The sequence below is a fragment of the Pseudomonas sp. PA-7-1E genome (assembly GCF_021605325.1).
Lineage (GTDB): Bacteria > Pseudomonadota > Gammaproteobacteria > Pseudomonadales > Pseudomonadaceae > Aquipseudomonas > Aquipseudomonas fluorescens_BV.
In genome coordinates this window covers 1-14,283 of sequence record NZ_WKFA01000089.1, presented here as the reverse complement: position 1 = coordinate 14,283, position 14,283 = coordinate 1, and the positions used below count along the sequence as shown (strand labels likewise).

14 protein-coding genes and 1 tRNA gene are annotated in these 14,283 nt (G+C 60.7%); 9 read left to right on the top strand and 6 right to left on the bottom strand.

Annotated features, from left to right (window positions below; genetic code table 11):
- Positions 1 to 185: 185 nt before the first annotated feature.
- Entirely contained in the window at positions 186 to 599 is a 414-nt protein-coding gene (locus GIW79_RS28510) for a hypothetical protein (protein WP_034125526.1), read from the bottom strand.
- Between the two features lie 158 nt (positions 600 to 757).
- Between GIW79_RS28510 and GIW79_RS28505 the strand changes: the two genes are divergently transcribed.
- Entirely contained in the window at positions 758 to 1,723 is a 966-nt protein-coding gene (locus GIW79_RS28505; RefSeq protein WP_057975373.1) for an arsenic resistance protein, read from the top strand.
- An 87-nt stretch (positions 1,724 to 1,810) separates the two neighbouring features.
- Positions 1,811 to 3,418, top strand: a complete 1,608-nt coding sequence (locus GIW79_RS28500) for an ArnT family glycosyltransferase (protein ID WP_236456020.1) — start codon at positions 1,811 to 1,813, stop codon at positions 3,416 to 3,418.
- A 36-nt stretch (positions 3,419 to 3,454) separates the two neighbouring features.
- Here the strand turns inward: GIW79_RS28500 and GIW79_RS28495 are convergent, their stop codons facing one another.
- The 5 genes from GIW79_RS28495 to GIW79_RS28475 form a co-directional block, all read right to left on the bottom strand.
- Entirely contained in the window at positions 3,455 to 4,126 is a 672-nt protein-coding gene (locus tag GIW79_RS28495; RefSeq protein ID WP_236456010.1) for a hypothetical protein, read from the bottom strand.
- A gap of 172 nt (positions 4,127 to 4,298) precedes the next feature.
- A tRNA-Phe gene (locus tag GIW79_RS28490) sits at positions 4,299 to 4,374 on the bottom strand.
- A 103-nt stretch (positions 4,375 to 4,477) separates the two neighbouring features.
- Positions 4,478 to 4,750 (bottom strand): oxidative damage protection protein, encoded by a 273-nt coding sequence (locus GIW79_RS28485; protein ID WP_034125530.1) that lies wholly within the window; start codon positions 4,748 to 4,750, stop codon positions 4,478 to 4,480.
- Positions 4,747 to 5,814, bottom strand: coding sequence for an A/G-specific adenine glycosylase (gene mutY, locus GIW79_RS28480; protein WP_089042086.1), 1,068 nt, complete (start codon positions 5,812 to 5,814; stop codon positions 4,747 to 4,749). The genes GIW79_RS28485 and mutY overlap by 4 nt, the downstream gene beginning before the upstream one ends.
- Complete coding sequence (locus GIW79_RS28475; RefSeq protein WP_236456008.1) at positions 5,811 to 8,027, bottom strand: AsmA family protein; 2,217 nt, start codon at positions 8,025 to 8,027, stop codon at positions 5,811 to 5,813. Before GIW79_RS28475 ends, mutY begins: the two co-directional genes overlap by 4 nt.
- Positions 8,028 to 8,353: 326 nt before the next feature.
- On the opposite strand from GIW79_RS28475, the gene GIW79_RS28470 reads away from it, so the two are divergent.
- The 7 genes from GIW79_RS28470 (at position 8,354) to GIW79_RS28440 (ending at position 14,163) form a co-directional block, all read left to right on the top strand.
- A complete protein-coding gene (locus GIW79_RS28470; protein WP_054897552.1) occupies positions 8,354 to 10,015 on the top strand; it encodes an OFA family MFS transporter in 1,662 nt (553 codons plus the stop codon).
- A 276-nt stretch (positions 10,016 to 10,291) separates the two neighbouring features.
- On the top strand, positions 10,292 to 10,888 hold the full coding sequence (hisB, locus tag GIW79_RS28465) for an imidazoleglycerol-phosphate dehydratase HisB (RefSeq protein WP_003187781.1): 597 nt from the start codon (positions 10,292 to 10,294) through the stop codon (positions 10,886 to 10,888).
- Complete coding sequence (hisH, locus tag GIW79_RS28460; protein ID WP_054897551.1) at positions 10,888 to 11,526, top strand: imidazole glycerol phosphate synthase subunit HisH; 639 nt, start codon at positions 10,888 to 10,890, stop codon at positions 11,524 to 11,526. The genes hisB and hisH overlap by 1 nt, the downstream gene beginning before the upstream one ends.
- On the top strand, positions 11,527 to 11,784 hold the full coding sequence (locus tag GIW79_RS28455; RefSeq protein ID WP_032894032.1) for a DUF2164 domain-containing protein: 258 nt from the start codon (positions 11,527 to 11,529) through the stop codon (positions 11,782 to 11,784).
- Between the two features lie 39 nt (positions 11,785 to 11,823).
- On the top strand, positions 11,824 to 12,561 hold the full coding sequence (hisA, locus tag GIW79_RS28450; protein WP_032894030.1) for a 1-(5-phosphoribosyl)-5-[(5-phosphoribosylamino)methylideneamino]imidazole-4-carboxamide isomerase: 738 nt from the start codon (positions 11,824 to 11,826) through the stop codon (positions 12,559 to 12,561).
- Positions 12,562 to 12,570: 9 nt separating this feature from the next.
- A complete protein-coding gene (hisF, locus tag GIW79_RS28445) occupies positions 12,571 to 13,341 on the top strand; it encodes an imidazole glycerol phosphate synthase subunit HisF (protein ID WP_003187786.1) in 771 nt (256 codons plus the stop codon).
- A 66-nt stretch (positions 13,342 to 13,407) separates the two neighbouring features.
- The gene (locus tag GIW79_RS28440; protein ID WP_054919510.1) at positions 13,408 to 14,163 is read left to right on the top strand and encodes a substrate-binding periplasmic protein; all 756 of its coding nucleotides are present in this window, start codon (positions 13,408 to 13,410) and stop codon (positions 14,161 to 14,163) included.
- Positions 14,164 to 14,283: the final 120 nt, after the last annotated feature.

Sequence of the window (14,283 nt, the reverse complement as noted above, 5' to 3'; positions counted from 1 at the left end):
AAAAGAAAAACGCGGTAATGGGGGGGGGGCGCCTGGCCCGGGCGGGGCGGCAAGGCGCCACAAAAAAGGGGGCCGCTTCGCGCCCCAGCGGGAGCAAGCTCCCTCGCCACAAGTCACTGGTTGTCTGCTCGAGCTCTTAACTGACTGGCATTAGGGCAAGCCCGCTCCCACATTTTTATTTTGTGTCAGTCGGGGGCGTTGGCCAGCGCCTGGGACGCCGCCACGTAATCGGCCTGGAACTGCGGCGACTCAATCCACGCTAACGCCGCGGCTTCGTCATCGCTGTCCGTCGCCCACTGCCGATACTCGATCAGCGCCGCCAGGATAAAGTCGGTCGCTTCTTCTTCGCCTTCCTGCTCCAGCACCAGCGCCAGCAACGGGTGCGCCAGGAACACCGCACACAGCGCCTGCTGGCTGATCTCGCCAGCGGCACGCATTTCGACGAACAGTTCAGTCAAATCCACCGACTCAAGGTCGATGCGGCTGTCGTCGCCAGCAAAAGCATCCGGCTTGTGCGCCACGGCGCGCTGGGTGCGGTTTTGCTTGGCCTTGGCTTTTGCCCGGTGGGCGCGTTTTTGCTGCTTGTTTGGCGAGGCCATGGGCTCAACGTCCTTGGGGGTCTGGTCTGGAGGGTGTATTGAAGCGCAGGTTGGGGTAAATCCCAAGGGTTTCTCGGGCGGCAATGATTGCTGTAGTGCTCGACCTTATCTGCGCGGGTACTTAGGCTGACAGTCTATTGACCCACCAGAGCCCGCCCATGACCCGTGACACCCTGGAACACCATCAGGTCCCGATCTACTTTGTTGCCGTCTTTGTGGCCGTCACGTTTGGCCTGTTCTGGCCCTTGTCGGCGCAGGGCTTCAGCCTTTGGGTGACACCTGCCATCGCCGTGCTGATGTATGCGATGTTTTTGCAGATACCCTTTCTTGAGCTGCGCCAAGGCTTGGGCAACAAGCGATTCATGGCGGCCTTGCTGCTGGCCAATTTCATTCTGGTGCCTTTGCTGGTGTGGGGGTTGACCCGCGGCCTGGTGGAGCGTCCGGCGTTGCTGGTGGGCGCTCTGCTGGTGTTGCTGACGCCCTGTATCGACTACGTGGTGGTGTTTACCCATATCGGCAAGGGCGATTCGCGTTCGATGCTGGCGGCAACCCCGCTGTTGCTTTTGCTGCAACTGCTGCTGTTGCCGGTATACCTGGGGCTGATGTTGGGCGAGCAATCCAGCGTGGTGGTAGCGGCGGGGCCATTTGTAGAGGCGTTCGTGGGGTTGATTGTGGTGCCGATGCTTCTGGCTGTCCTCACCAGCGCGCTTGCGCGGCGTTCGAGCGCTATCGGTCTTTGGAGCAGCGCCTGGGCGTGGTTGCCGGTGCCGGCGATGGCGCTGGTGTTGTTTGTCGTGCTCGCTTCGCACATCACTGCGGTGGTGCGAGATATCAACTTGTTGTTGCCGGTCATTCCAATCTACGTGGCATTTGTACTGTTGGCACCGTTGATGGGCATTGGGGCTGCGCGGCTGTTCGCACTGCCAGCGGTGACGGCGCGGGCGGTGACGTTCAGTGCGTCGACGCGTAATTCGCTGGTGGTTTTGCCATTGGCGCTGGCCCTGCCGGAGGATGTGCGCGGTTTGGCCGCAACGGTGGTGATCCTGCAGACCCTGATCGAGCTGGTTGCCGAACTGCTCTACGTTCGCCTGATCCCGGCAGTGGTGTGGCCCACCAGTCGGTAACCGCGTGAATGTTCAGGTCTGTTCAGGCGCCATTCAGGGGCGCGTTCGGCACCATACGCCAGCGCTTCCCACCTGACAGGTCACCCGATGGATCACCGCAACCGTTTTCGCCTGGAGTCACTGGGTATTTTCCTGGTCGCTCTCTTGTTGTTCACAGTAGGTATCTGGGATCAGCAGCCCCAGGGTTTTGACGGGCGTTGGGCGCTGTTCCTGCAGGAAATGTATCGCCATGGCGCGAGTCTTTTCCCCACCACCTACGGCCAGCCCTATGCGGATTACCCCGGCACCGCGACCTTCTTCAGTTATCTATTCGCGCGCTTGTTTGACGCGCCGAACCACTTGGCGAATGTGCTGCCCACAGCGCTCGCGTCGGCGGGGGTGATCGCGCTGATGTATCGCCTGCTGGCGCCCTACAGCCGTGCCTGGTCGCTGCTGACGGTGCTGCTCACGCTGCTCACCGCCCAGTTGCTCGAGAAGTCGCGCTCGGTGTGCCTGGACCAGATGGTTGCATTGTTATGCGTGGGCAGTTTCTACCTGCTGCACACCGGCGAACGCCTTGGGTCGCGGCTGAGGCAACTGGCGGTGTTCCCGCTGTTCATCCTGGGTTTCGCCATACGTGGGCCGCTGGGGTTGATTGAAGTCTGCGCGGTGGTGTGTGTGTATTGGGCACTGAGCAAGCCGGGGGAGCGTGTCCGGCAGGTGTTGATCCACGGCATTGTCGGCCTGGTGTTGCTCGCCGCGTGCTGGTGGCTGCTGATGAAGCTTGCGCGGTTCAGTGGTGGCGATGCGTTTGCCGATGAAGTCTTCAAGATGCAAGTCGGCGGGCGTCTGGATGAGTCGGGTGAGCCGTTTTACTTTTATTTCCAACTGAGCTTGTACCGCTACTTCCCGGTGGTGCCGCTGGCGTTTGCGACCCTGTTTGCGTTGCGCCATCGCTGGCCCGAGCGTTGGGCCAATGAGCACCTGCAATTGCTGGTGCGGTTCGGGGGCTGCGGCTTGATGATTCTGCTCGGCCTGTCGGTACCGCATTTCAAGCGCGCTTATTACATTCTGCCGATGGTGCCGATGTTTGCGGCTGTCGCTGCCTATGGGCTGCTTCACGCGCAAGGCTGGCTGGTGGGTGTGCGCCGTTGCTATGAATGGCTGGTCGCGGCGCTGCCGGCGTTGTGCGTGGTTGTGTTGTTTGTGTGTCGACACGCCTGGCACAAGCAGGGCTACTGGCCGGAGATTTCCTTGCCGTTGATGATCGGCGTGCTGGTGATGCTGCAAGTCGCGGCGTTGATAGCCTGGCAGCGAGCATGGCGGTTGGTGTGGCTCAGTCTGATCGCTCTGGCTGCGCAATGGCTGTTGCTTGTGACGGTGATAGAGACGGCCAAGGACCTGCAATTCGACACCCGGCGGTTTGTCAGCCAGGTGGAGGCGTTGCGCCAGGCGCAGCCAGGTCCGTTGGTGTTTGTCGACCTGGCCCGAGATACCTGGGCGGTGCGCTACATGATGAACCTGGATCACGATGAACAGCCGCTGTTTGTCGGGCTTCACGAGCTTGAGAAGTTGGCGGCGCTGCCCCGGCCCTCCTGGGTGATCGTGTCGCGCAAGGAGACCGCGCTGTTGAAGGGGTCGCCGGTGGAGAACTTGGCGCCGAGCTATCAAGGGCGCTTGAATGACAACCCGTTGATGGTGTTTTTGCTCAAGTAAGGAGGCCCTTGAGCCAAGGGCCTGTCGAGCAGATGATTACTTGCAACGGAAGCTTTCAGGCATCGTGACGGTGTAATTGCGCTGCACGCGGTCCTGGAAATTCAGATTCTGCAAACCCTGCTGTACCAGGAAGGCTTCTACCTTGGCGGCTTGGCAATCGTCGTTATAGGAAGACGCCCGTAGCAGGTAGATCGCGCGCCTGCTCACTTCATCACGAGCGGTGACCCGGAAGGTGGTGAGCGTGGTGTAGCCGGTGCGCTCCGAGGTCCCTACCGGGCCGTAGGAAGTGTTTGGGGTACTGGTACAGGTCAGTTGGTCGGTCTTTTTCTTGTTCTTCTTGCATTGGGTGGTGGTGCTCTTTGCCACCTGCCCGTATTCGGTGGCGGTGTAGCGATACGTCACCTGCTTGCTGTCGACGTCCAGGGTGACGGTCATTTTGATCGGCGCGTGGTTCTTGGGCAGGGTGGTGTCGGTGAAGACATTGCGAAAGCCCTGGTCCTGCATGGCGCGGACCATGTCACGCAGGTAGTAGCGAGCATTGAGTGAGTTTTCATCACTTCCGCCAGTGGAGGTCACCAGCACGGTTGCCTGCCGGTCGAAGTGATAGTCGGGATCAGGCGTCGCGTTGATCGCTACGTCCAGTTGCGTGGCACACCCACTGAGCAGGGCGGTCAGTATTAATAGGGTGCAAAGCAAGAAGCGGGTCATGAAAAAACCTTACAACTGAGATTTGGGTAAAGGCTGAACGATTGAGTCCAGCCAAAAATAACCCTCAATCGTCCTGCTGCGACATCGTGTCCGTAAATGCGTGAGTCGCATTAAATCGCAGGCAATAAAAAACCCCAAGGAACGCATTGTTCCTTGGGGTTTCTCGGTATTTTGGTGCCCAGAGACGGAATCGAACCGCCGACACGGGGATTTTCAATCCCCTGCTCTACCGACTGAGCTATCTGGGCAACGGGGCGCATTAAACGGGTTTTTCAGGGGGTCGTCAAGCAAGTTTTCAAAAAATATTTAATTATTACCGTCGCTTACGTGCAGACCCTGGTTTTTGATCAATTATTGAGCAGGCGGCACGTAGCCGTCGGCCTTGGCGTATTCCTCGCCGGAAAAGAACTTGTCCATTTCGCCGGCCAGGTATTTACGGTCTTCGGCGTTCATCATGTTCAGGCGTTTTTCGTTGATCAGCAGGGTCTGGTGTTTCAACCAGTCGCCCCAGGCTTTGGCGGAGACGTGCTCGTAGATGTCCTGGCCCTTGGCACCTGGGTACGGAGGGCGCTCCAGGGCTGGCAGTTCTTCTTTGTACTTGCGGCACATGATGGTGCGGGTCATGACGAAACTCCTGCGTTCAATACGTCGGCCGCGCGCTTCAGCAGTTTTTTCACCGGGGCGGCAAGGCCCAGGCGCGGCGGGGTGGCGAGGTTATACCAGAGCCAGTCGGCCTCGGCCACGTGATGGGCGGTTTCCTCGACCTGGACCAGCCAGGGTTCGATGGCCAGTTGGAAGTGGCTGAAAGTGTGGACCAGCCCGGGCAGTTCCTGATGCTTGCCCAGCGCCAGCGCGTGCTGGTTGGCGAGGTGATCCAGGTCTTGCAGGTCGTCCAGCTCCGGCAAGCTCCACAAGCCGCCCCACAAGCCCGTAGACGGGCGACGGTAAAGCAGGATCGCGCCCTCTGCGTTGGCCAGCATCGGCATCAGCGTGCGCTTTTGCGGGATGGTCTTGCGCGGCTTCGGGATCGGGTAGCGTGTTTCCAGGCCCAGCATGTGGGCTTCGCAGCCTTTTTCCAGCGGGCACAGCAGGCAGCTGGGTTTGCTGCGGGTGCACAGGGTGGCGCCCATGTCCATCATGGCCTGGGTGTAGGCGTTGACGCGCTCAAAGGGTGTGAAGCGCTCTGCGGTGGCCCACAGCTGTTTGGCGACCTTGGGCTCGCCCGGGTAACCCTCTTGCGCGGTAAAGCGCGCCAGCACGCGTTTGACGTTGCCGTCGAGGATCGGCGCGCGCAGGCCCATGCTCAGGCTGGCAATCGCGCCAGCGGTGGACAGGCCGATGCCCGGCAGCTCGGTGAGCTTTTCCACGTCGCGGGGGAATTCGCCGCCGTGTTCGGCCACCACGATCTTGGCGGTCTTCTGCAGGTTGCGCGCCCGGGTGTAGTAGCCCAGGCCCGTCCACAGGTGCAGCACTTCATCTTCCGGCGCAGCGGCCAGGGCTTCGACGGTTGGCAGGGAGGCCATGAAGCGGTCGAAGTAGTTGAGCACGGTGCTGACCTGGGTCTGTTGCAGCATGATCTCCGACACCCACACCCGGTAAGGGGTGATGTCCTGTTGCCAAGGCAGGTCGTGGCGGCCATGGCGGTCGTACCAGTCCAGCACCGCTTGTGAAAACTGCTCGGTTCTCATCGGTTGAACAAGCCTTTCAATGCGTCTTTGAGCTTGGGGTTAACCTTGTCGAGCTTCTCTTCCAGCTTCTCGTTGAGGCGGTTGCCGGCAGCCTTGAGGGCGACCTGGCCCAGGCCGTCCTTGTCCAGGCGGCAGGCCTTGGCGCCAAGCTCAAGCGGGCCTCGGCAGCGCAGGGGCACCTCAATGCCCTGGAAGTTGGCGCCGACCTGGCAGGCTGGGTCCGGCACGTCACGCTTGTCGCCTTCGACGATGATGCCGACGCGGTAGTCCATGCCCAGCACGCGTAAATCCACATCGCCGTTGCCGTTGAGCGTCAGGCCAGGGATACGTACTTTCAGGTCGGGGTTGCTGGCCACGCCGTTACGGAACGTGAGGTTGCCGCGCAGTTCCTGGAAGGGCGTGTCCTTGCCGCCTGGTGTGGCGCTCAGGGTCTTGCGGTTGAGCAGGGCGATGCCGGTGCACAGTTGCTGCTCGATGTTGGCATTGAGCAGCACACCGTTGTTGATCACGATGCTGGCGGTGCCGTTGAGGCTGTCGATCAAGGCCTTCTGGCTATTGCCACGGCCGTTGAGGTTACTGTCGAGGCTGAGCTGGCCTTTGACCGGCGGGTTTTTCCCTTGGGCCTGCAGGATGCGCTCAACGGGCACCTGCTTGATGTGGCTTTGCAGGGCCAGCACTGGCGTGTCCTGGCGTACGTCGAGTGTGCCGTTGGCCTGGAACGTGCCGTTGTAGAGACCGCCGCTGAGGGTGTCGAGCTTGAGTTGCCCGTCAATGCCAGAGGCTTTGAGCACCGCGTTCTGAATGGGCAACTGGCTCAGGGTCAGTTCGCCAAAGGCCAGGTCTGCATTCACGTCCAGGCTGCGCAGGCGCGTCAGCGGCAGCAGTTTGTCGTTGCTCCAGGCACCTTTGGTTGGCGCCTCCGGCAATGGTGTACTGCCGCCTGCCGCCATGGCGCCGGCTTCGCTGCTCTGTACTTCGGCCTGGCGTGCGGCGGTTGCGCCTTTGGCGGCTTCGGATTTGGCCGGCAGGTAATTGTCGGCATTGAAGGTATCGCCCTTGAGCTGCACACGCAGTGACTGCTTGGCGAAGTCATCCACGGCGATGCGGCCGGTGAAGGTGCTGGCATCGAGCTTCAGGTTCAAGTTTTCCAGGGCGACGCTGGTGGGCGTGCCCTTGAGGCGGCTCACCAGTTCGACCTTGCTCAGGCTGCCTGGGGCCATGGCAGGCAGTGGGTGGCCGACGCTCTCAAGAAACTTGGCCAGGTCAAACTGGGCAACCGACAGGGCGCCGCTGATCTGCGGGGTTTTGTCCAGGTCATTGGCCTTCAGTTCCCCCAAGGCGCGCAGTTGGTTGGCCGCCAGTTTCAGGTTGGTCCATTCGGCGACGTTGGCCGCCAGGTCCACCAGCAGTTGGCCCTGGGTGGAGAAGCTCACGGTCTTGCCTTGCAACGGCTCACCGGTAGCCTCGCCACTCAAGCGCATGTCTTCGAACTGATAACGCTTGAGCGCGCGCTGGATGCGCAAGTTGCCGTTCAGCTCAGTCTTGACCCGCATCAGCGGCTGGTTGCTGCCCAGGAACGCCGTGAGTTTCAGCGGGATGCTGGCGCCTTCGTGGATGGCACCGGCACTCAACTGGATACTTTCGGCACTCAATTGCTTGCCGGTCTGTTCATCGGTGTATTCGACGCGGGCGTTGTTGATGGTCAGGCTGTCGATGTCCAGGCGGATCGGCTGCGGCGGTTTTTCCGGCTTGGTTTCAGCCACCGGTTCGACCGGCGCGGGAGCGGGGGCACCGGCGGTTTCGTCGGGCAGGTTCTTGCCGATGTCTTCCCAGTTGCCGTGGCCTTGCTTATCGCGGTTCAGGCGCAGGTTCAAGCCCTCGACACGCACATCGCTCATTTGTACTTCGCGGCGCAGCAGTGGCAGTACGCGCACCGAGAGGCCGAGCATCTGCAAGTCGGCAAACGGTTGAGTCGGTGCGGTCAGGGTTGCGACGCTGGCTTCATGAAGCTCCAGGCCCAGCCAGGGGAACAGGCTCCAGCCGATATCGCCATTGAGCGTCAGCTCGATGTGGGCCTTGTCGCGGGCTATCTGGCGAATTTCTTCTTTGTAGTCGTTGGGATCGAAAAGGTGGGTCAGGGCAAAGCCGAGCGCCACAATGATCAGCAACAGCCCGAGAAGTACCAGACCCAGGATTTTGCCGAACGCTTTCATGGGCGAGTCCTTGTATGTCGATTTCAAAATTTAGCCGCAGAGTATAACGCCCGAAGGCCGGCGTCAGTTCACGGATCGTTACATTGTATCCACCGGTGCGGAAATGGGATTTTGACGTCAAGAAAATACAGATAATCGAAAAAAGGTAGTGGCAGTTTGATTTTTCCGTCATCCACTGGTGCTAATCTCTGCACGTTCGTCCGCCTTCTGCGACTTAACGTCGCGCTTAAAAGGGAGCTTCACTCAACAAAACGGCCACGCTTTGCGTGCAAGGCCGAGGGAGAGAGCGCCTGACGGACGCATACCAATAACTGGGGGAAACACCAATGAGCACTAGCACTGTGGCCGGCAATGCCGCCGCACAGCCTGCGTTCCTGTCCAAGGAGCGCATCATCGCCAAGCCGGGCTTCAACCGCTGGCTGGTTCCACCGGCCGCACTGGCCATCCACTTGTGCATCGGCATGGCCTACGGCTTCTCGGTGTTCTGGCTGCCCTTGTCCAAGGCGCTGGGCATCACCGCACCTGTGGCCTGCGCGCCGGACATGAGCTTTATCGCCCAAGTCTTTTCGTCCCAATGCGACTGGCCCATCTCCATGCTGGGCTGGATCTATACCCTGTTCTTCATCTTCCTGGGCTGCTCCGCAGCAATCTGGGGCGGCTGGCTGGAACACGCCGGGCCGCGTAAGGCTGGTGTTGTCTCGGCGCTGTGCTGGTGTGGTGGCCTGCTGATCTCCGCCTTGGGTATCTATACCCACCAGATCTGGCTGATGTGGATCGGCTCCGGGGTCATTGGCGGTATTGGCCTGGGCCTGGGCTATATCTCGCCCGTTTCGACCTTGATCAAGTGGTTCCCGGACAAACGCGGCATGGCGACCGGCATGGCGATCATGGGCTTTGGCGGCGGCGCGATGGTGGGTGCACCTTTGGCCGCGGCGCTGATGGGCCATTTCTCTTCACCGACCAGCGTCGGTGTATGGCAGAGCTTTGTGGTCATGGCGGCGATTTACTTCGTGTTCATGATCGGTGGCGCACTGCTGTATCGCGTGCCGCCAACCGGCTGGAAGCCTGAGGGTTGGACTGCTCCGGCGAAAAAAGCCAGCAATGCGATGATCACTCACCGCCATGTGCATGTGAATGTCGCGTGGAAAACCCCGCAGTTCCGCCTGGTATGGCTGGTGCTGTGCCTGAACGTGTCGGCCGGTATCGGCATCCTGGGCATGGCTTCGCCACTGCTGCAGGAAGTGTTCGGCGGCAAGTTGCTGGGTGTTGATGTGCCATTTGGTCAATTGGATGCGGGCCAGTTGGCCTCCATTGCAGCCATTGCCGCTGGTTTTACCGGCCTGTTGAGCCTGTTCAACATCGGTGGCCGGTTCTTCTGGGCGTCGTTCTCCGACTACCTGGGGCGTAAAAACACCTATTTTGTGTTCTTCGCCCTGGGCTTTGCCCTGTACGCGCTGATCCCGAACCTGGGGCACCTGGGTAACGTGGCGCTGTTCGTGGCCGCGTTCTGCATCATTCTGTCGATGTACGGCGGTGGTTTTGCCACGGTTCCGGCCTACCTGGCGGACTTGTTCGGCACTCAGATGGTTGGCGCGATCCACGGTCGCCTGTTGACCGCCTGGGCCGCTGCGGGCGTATTGGGCCCGGTGCTGGTGAACTACCTGCGTGAATACCAGTTGAGCATCGGCGTTGAACGCGCCGCGGCCTACGACATCACCTTGTACATCCTCGCCGGCCTGCTGGTGCTGGGCTTCATCTGCAACCTGCTGGTGCGCCCGGTGGCCGACAAGTACTTCATGACCGACGCGGAACTTGCCGCCGAACAGGCGCTGGGCCATGACAAAGGTGCTGATGCGAGCACTGTGCTGGAATGGAAGGCCTCCGCCGCCAGCAAGCCGCTGGCGATTGCTGCGTGGCTGGTAGTGGGTATTCCGTTGGCGTGGGGTGTGTGGGTGACCCTGCAGAAGACGGCGGTACTGTTCCACTGACACCGCAATAAGGGTGGGCCCGGCTCCTGTGGGGCCGGGCTTGTGTGGGAGCTGGCTTGCCTGCGATAGCATCACTGCGGTGTAACTGATGCCCCGAGGTGTCTGCATCGCAGGCAAGCCAGCTCCCACATAAGCCCATGCTCACATGTATGCACATGTCTATCCCCGACATTCCTCGCTCCAACTCGTCAGTCTTATCCCCTTCGTTGTTTCTGTTTAGCGCCTGCGCCCCTATAATGGCTGCCTTTTTCGCCCAATGATTTTGCGGAGCTGGTGATGGCCGAACGTAAGGCATCTGTCGAGCGCGACACTCTGGAAACCCAGATCAAAGCCTCGATCAACCTGGATGGCACCGGAAAGGCCCGATTTGATATCGGTGTACCTTTTCTTGAGCACATGCTGGACCAGATCGCCCGTCACGGGCTGATCGACCTGGATATCGTCGGCAAAGGCGACCTGCATATCGACGACCACCACATGGTGGAAGACGTGGGCATCACCCTCGGCCAGGCGTTTGCCAAGGCCATCGGCGACAAAAAAGGCATCCGTCGCTACGGCCATGCCTATGTCCCGTTGGATGAAGCGCTGTCCCGTGTGGTCATCGACTTCTCCGGTCGCCCGGGTTTGCAGATGCACGTGCCGTACACCCGCGCTAACGTGGGCCGTGGCTTTGACGTCGACCTGTTCCAGGAATTCTTCCAGGGCTTTGTCAACCACGCACTGGTCAGCCTGCACATCGACAACCTGCGCGGCACCAACACTCACCACCAGATCGAAACCGTGTTCAAGGCTTTCGGCCGCGCACTGCGCATGGCCGTGGAAGTCGATGAGCGCATGGGCGGGCAAATGCCGTCGACCAAGGGCGTCCTGTAATGCAGACGGTCGCGGTTATCGATTACGGCATGGGTAACCTGCACTCGGTGGCCAAGGCCCTTGAGCATGTAGGCGCTGGCAAGGTGCTGATCACCAGCGATGCCAACGTGATTCGCGAAGCCGACCGTGTGGTGTTCCCCGGCGTCGGCGCGATTCGCGATTGCATGGCCGAGATCCGTCGCCTGGGCTTTGATAGCCTGGTGCGCGAAGTCAGCCAGGACCGCCCCTTCCTCGGTATCTGCGTGGGCATGCAAGCCTTGCTCGACAGCAGTGAAGAGAACGGCGGTGTCGACTGCATTGGCCTGTTTCCAGGGCAGGTGAAGTTCTTCGGCAAAGACCTGCATGAAGATGGCGAGCACCTCAAAGTCCCGCACATGGGCTGGAACGAAGTGCGCCGCACCGTCGACCACCCGCTGTGGCACGACATCCCGGACATGGCGCGTTTCTACTTCGTGCACAGCTACTACATCGCCGCCGGTAACCCGCGCCAGGTGGTGGGTGGCGGGCATTACGGCGTCGATTTTGCCGCCGCACTGGCCGATGGTTCGCGCTTTGCCGTGCAGTTTCACCCGGAGAAAAGCCATACCCATGGCCTGCAATTGCTGCAGAATTTCGCCGCGTGGGATGGTCGCTGGTAAATGGCCAGGAAGCCGAAGCCGCCGATCTTGAACCTCGCGCCCGAGCAGGAGCGTGAGGCTACCGACAAGATCAAGCGGTTCATGGAAGACCGCTTCGAGCTCAAGCTGGGCTCGTTCGAGGTCGCCGAAATTCTTGAGCTGTTCACCACCGAAGTGGCGCCGCATTATTACAACAGGGCGATTTTCGACACGCAGACGCTCCTTAAAGAAAGGTTCGAAAGCATCGAAAGCGACTTGTGGTCGCTTGAGAAACCCTGATTTCCCAAGCATTGCTGAATATCGAATAAGGTTTGCCAGATGCTGATTATCCCCGCTATCGATCTCAAGGACGGCGCTTGTGTCCGCCTGCGCCAAGGCCGCATGGAAGATTCCACCGTGTTCTCCGATGACCCGGTGAGCATGGCTGCCAAATGGGTAGAAGGGGGCTGCCGTCGTCTGCATCTGGTGGACCTGAACGGCGCCTTCGAAGGCCAGCCGGTCAATGGCGAGGTGGTCACCGCCATCGCCAAGCGCTACCCGACCCTGCCGATCCAGATCGGCGGCGGTATCCGCTCCCTGGAAACCATCGAGCACTACGTGAAAGCGGGCGTGAGCTACGTGATCATCGGCACCAAGGCCGTGAAAGACCCAGCCTTCGTCGCCGAAGCCTGCCGCGCGTTCCCTGGCAAGGTGATCGTCGGCCTGGATGCCAAGGACGGCTTCGTCGCCACCGACGGCTGGGCTGAAATCAGCACCGTGCAAGTGATCGACCTGGCCAAGCAGTTCGAAGCCGATGGCGTGTCCGCCATCGTTTATACCGACATCGCCAAAGACGGCATGATGCAGGGCTGCAACGTACCTTTCACCGCAGCCCTGGCAGCGGCCACCAAGATTCCGGTGATCGCTTCCGGCGGCATCCACAACCTGGGCGACATCAAGTCGCTGCTGGACGCCAAGGCGCCTGGGATCATCGGCGCCATCACCGGCCGTGCGATCTATGAAGGCACTCTGGACGTCGCCGAAGCCCAGGCTTACTGCGACGCCTACAACGGCTGAGGACTGACCATGGCGCTGGCCAAACGCATCATCCCTTGCCTGGACGTCGACAACGGTCGCGTGGTCAAGGGCGTCAAGTTCGAGAACATCCGTGACGCCGGCGACCCGGTGGAAATTGCCCGTCGCTACGATGAGCAAGGTGCCGACGAGATTACCTTTCTCGACATCACCGCCAGCGTCGATGGCCGCGATACCACGCTGCATACCGTCGAGCGCATGGCCAGCCAGGTGTTTATCCCGCTGACCGTGGGTGGCGGCGTGCGCACAGTGCAAGACATCCGCAACCTGCTCAATGCCGGTGCGGACAAGGTCTCGATCAACACCGCCGCGGTGTTCAACCCCGAGTTTGTCGGCGAAGCCGCGCAGCACTTCGGTTCGCAATGCATCGTGGTGGCTATCGACGCCAAGAAGGTCTCCGGCCCGGGCGAAACCCCGCGCTGGGAGATCTTCACCCACGGCGGGCGCAAGCCTACCGGGCTGGACGCGGTGGAGTGGGCGATGAAGATGGAAGGCCTGGGCGCCGGTGAAATCCTGCTGACCAGCATGGACCAGGACGGCATGAAAAACGGCTTCGACCTGGGCGTCACCCGCGCCATCAGCGATGCACTGGGCATCCCGGTGATCGCGTCGGGCGGCGTCGGCAACCTGCAACACCTGGCCGATGGCGTGCTTGAAGGCCACGCCAGCGCGGTGCTGGCGGCGAGTATTTTCCACTTTGGCGAATACACCGTGCCCGAGGCCAAGGCCTACATGGCAGCGCGCGGTATCGTCGTGCGCTAAACGCTGCTGGACACCATGGCAGGCTCGCGGCACTCTCTGCGCTTGCCATGGATTCCGGTAGCCTTCATGTTCAAACACCTGCTGCTCGCCCTCGCCAGTTCCTCCATGCTCATGGTGGCTCCGGCACACGCCGAACAACCGTCTGACGCCTCCCTGGTGTTGCTGACGGAAAATTTCCCGCCCTACAACATGGCGAAAAACGGCAAGAACTTCGCCAAGGACGAGAACATCGAAGGCATTGCCGTGGACATCGTGCGCGAAACCTTCAAGCGCGCTGGCATTTCCTACAACCTCACTCTGCGTTTTCCTTGGGAGCGAATCTACAAGCTCGCCCTGGAACAGCCAGGTTACGGCGTGTTTGTAATGGCGCGGTTGCCAGATCGTGAAGCCTTGTTCAAATGGGTCGGCCCTATCGGCCCGGACGATTGGGTGTTGCTGGCCAAGGCAGACAGCAAGATCGAGTTGGAAAATCTGGAGCAAGCGCGCCGCTACAAGATTGGCGCCTACAAAGGCGATGCCATTGCCGAAAGCCTGGACAAGCAGGGGCTCAAGCCGATAGTCGCCCTGCGTGACCAGGATAATGCGCAAAAGCTTATGGAAGGCCAGATCGACCTGTGGGCCACAGGCGACCCCGCTGGGCGTTACCTGGCGCGGCAGGTGGGGGTGAACGGGCTCAAGACGGTATTGCGCTTCAACAGTGCGCAGCTTTACCTGGCGTTGAACAAAGACGTGTCGGATGAGGTGGTGGCCAGGCTCCAGGCCGCATTGGATGAGTTACGCAACAGCGGCCGTATAGACGAAATCATGGCGCAATATCTGTAAGTGAGCTGTTGTGGCGAGGGAGCTTGCTCCCGCTGGGCTGCGTAGCGGCCCCAAAATCGTGGGAGCGCTTCGCACCCCAGCGGGAGCAAGCTCCCTCGCCACAGTGACTGTCAGCGATAG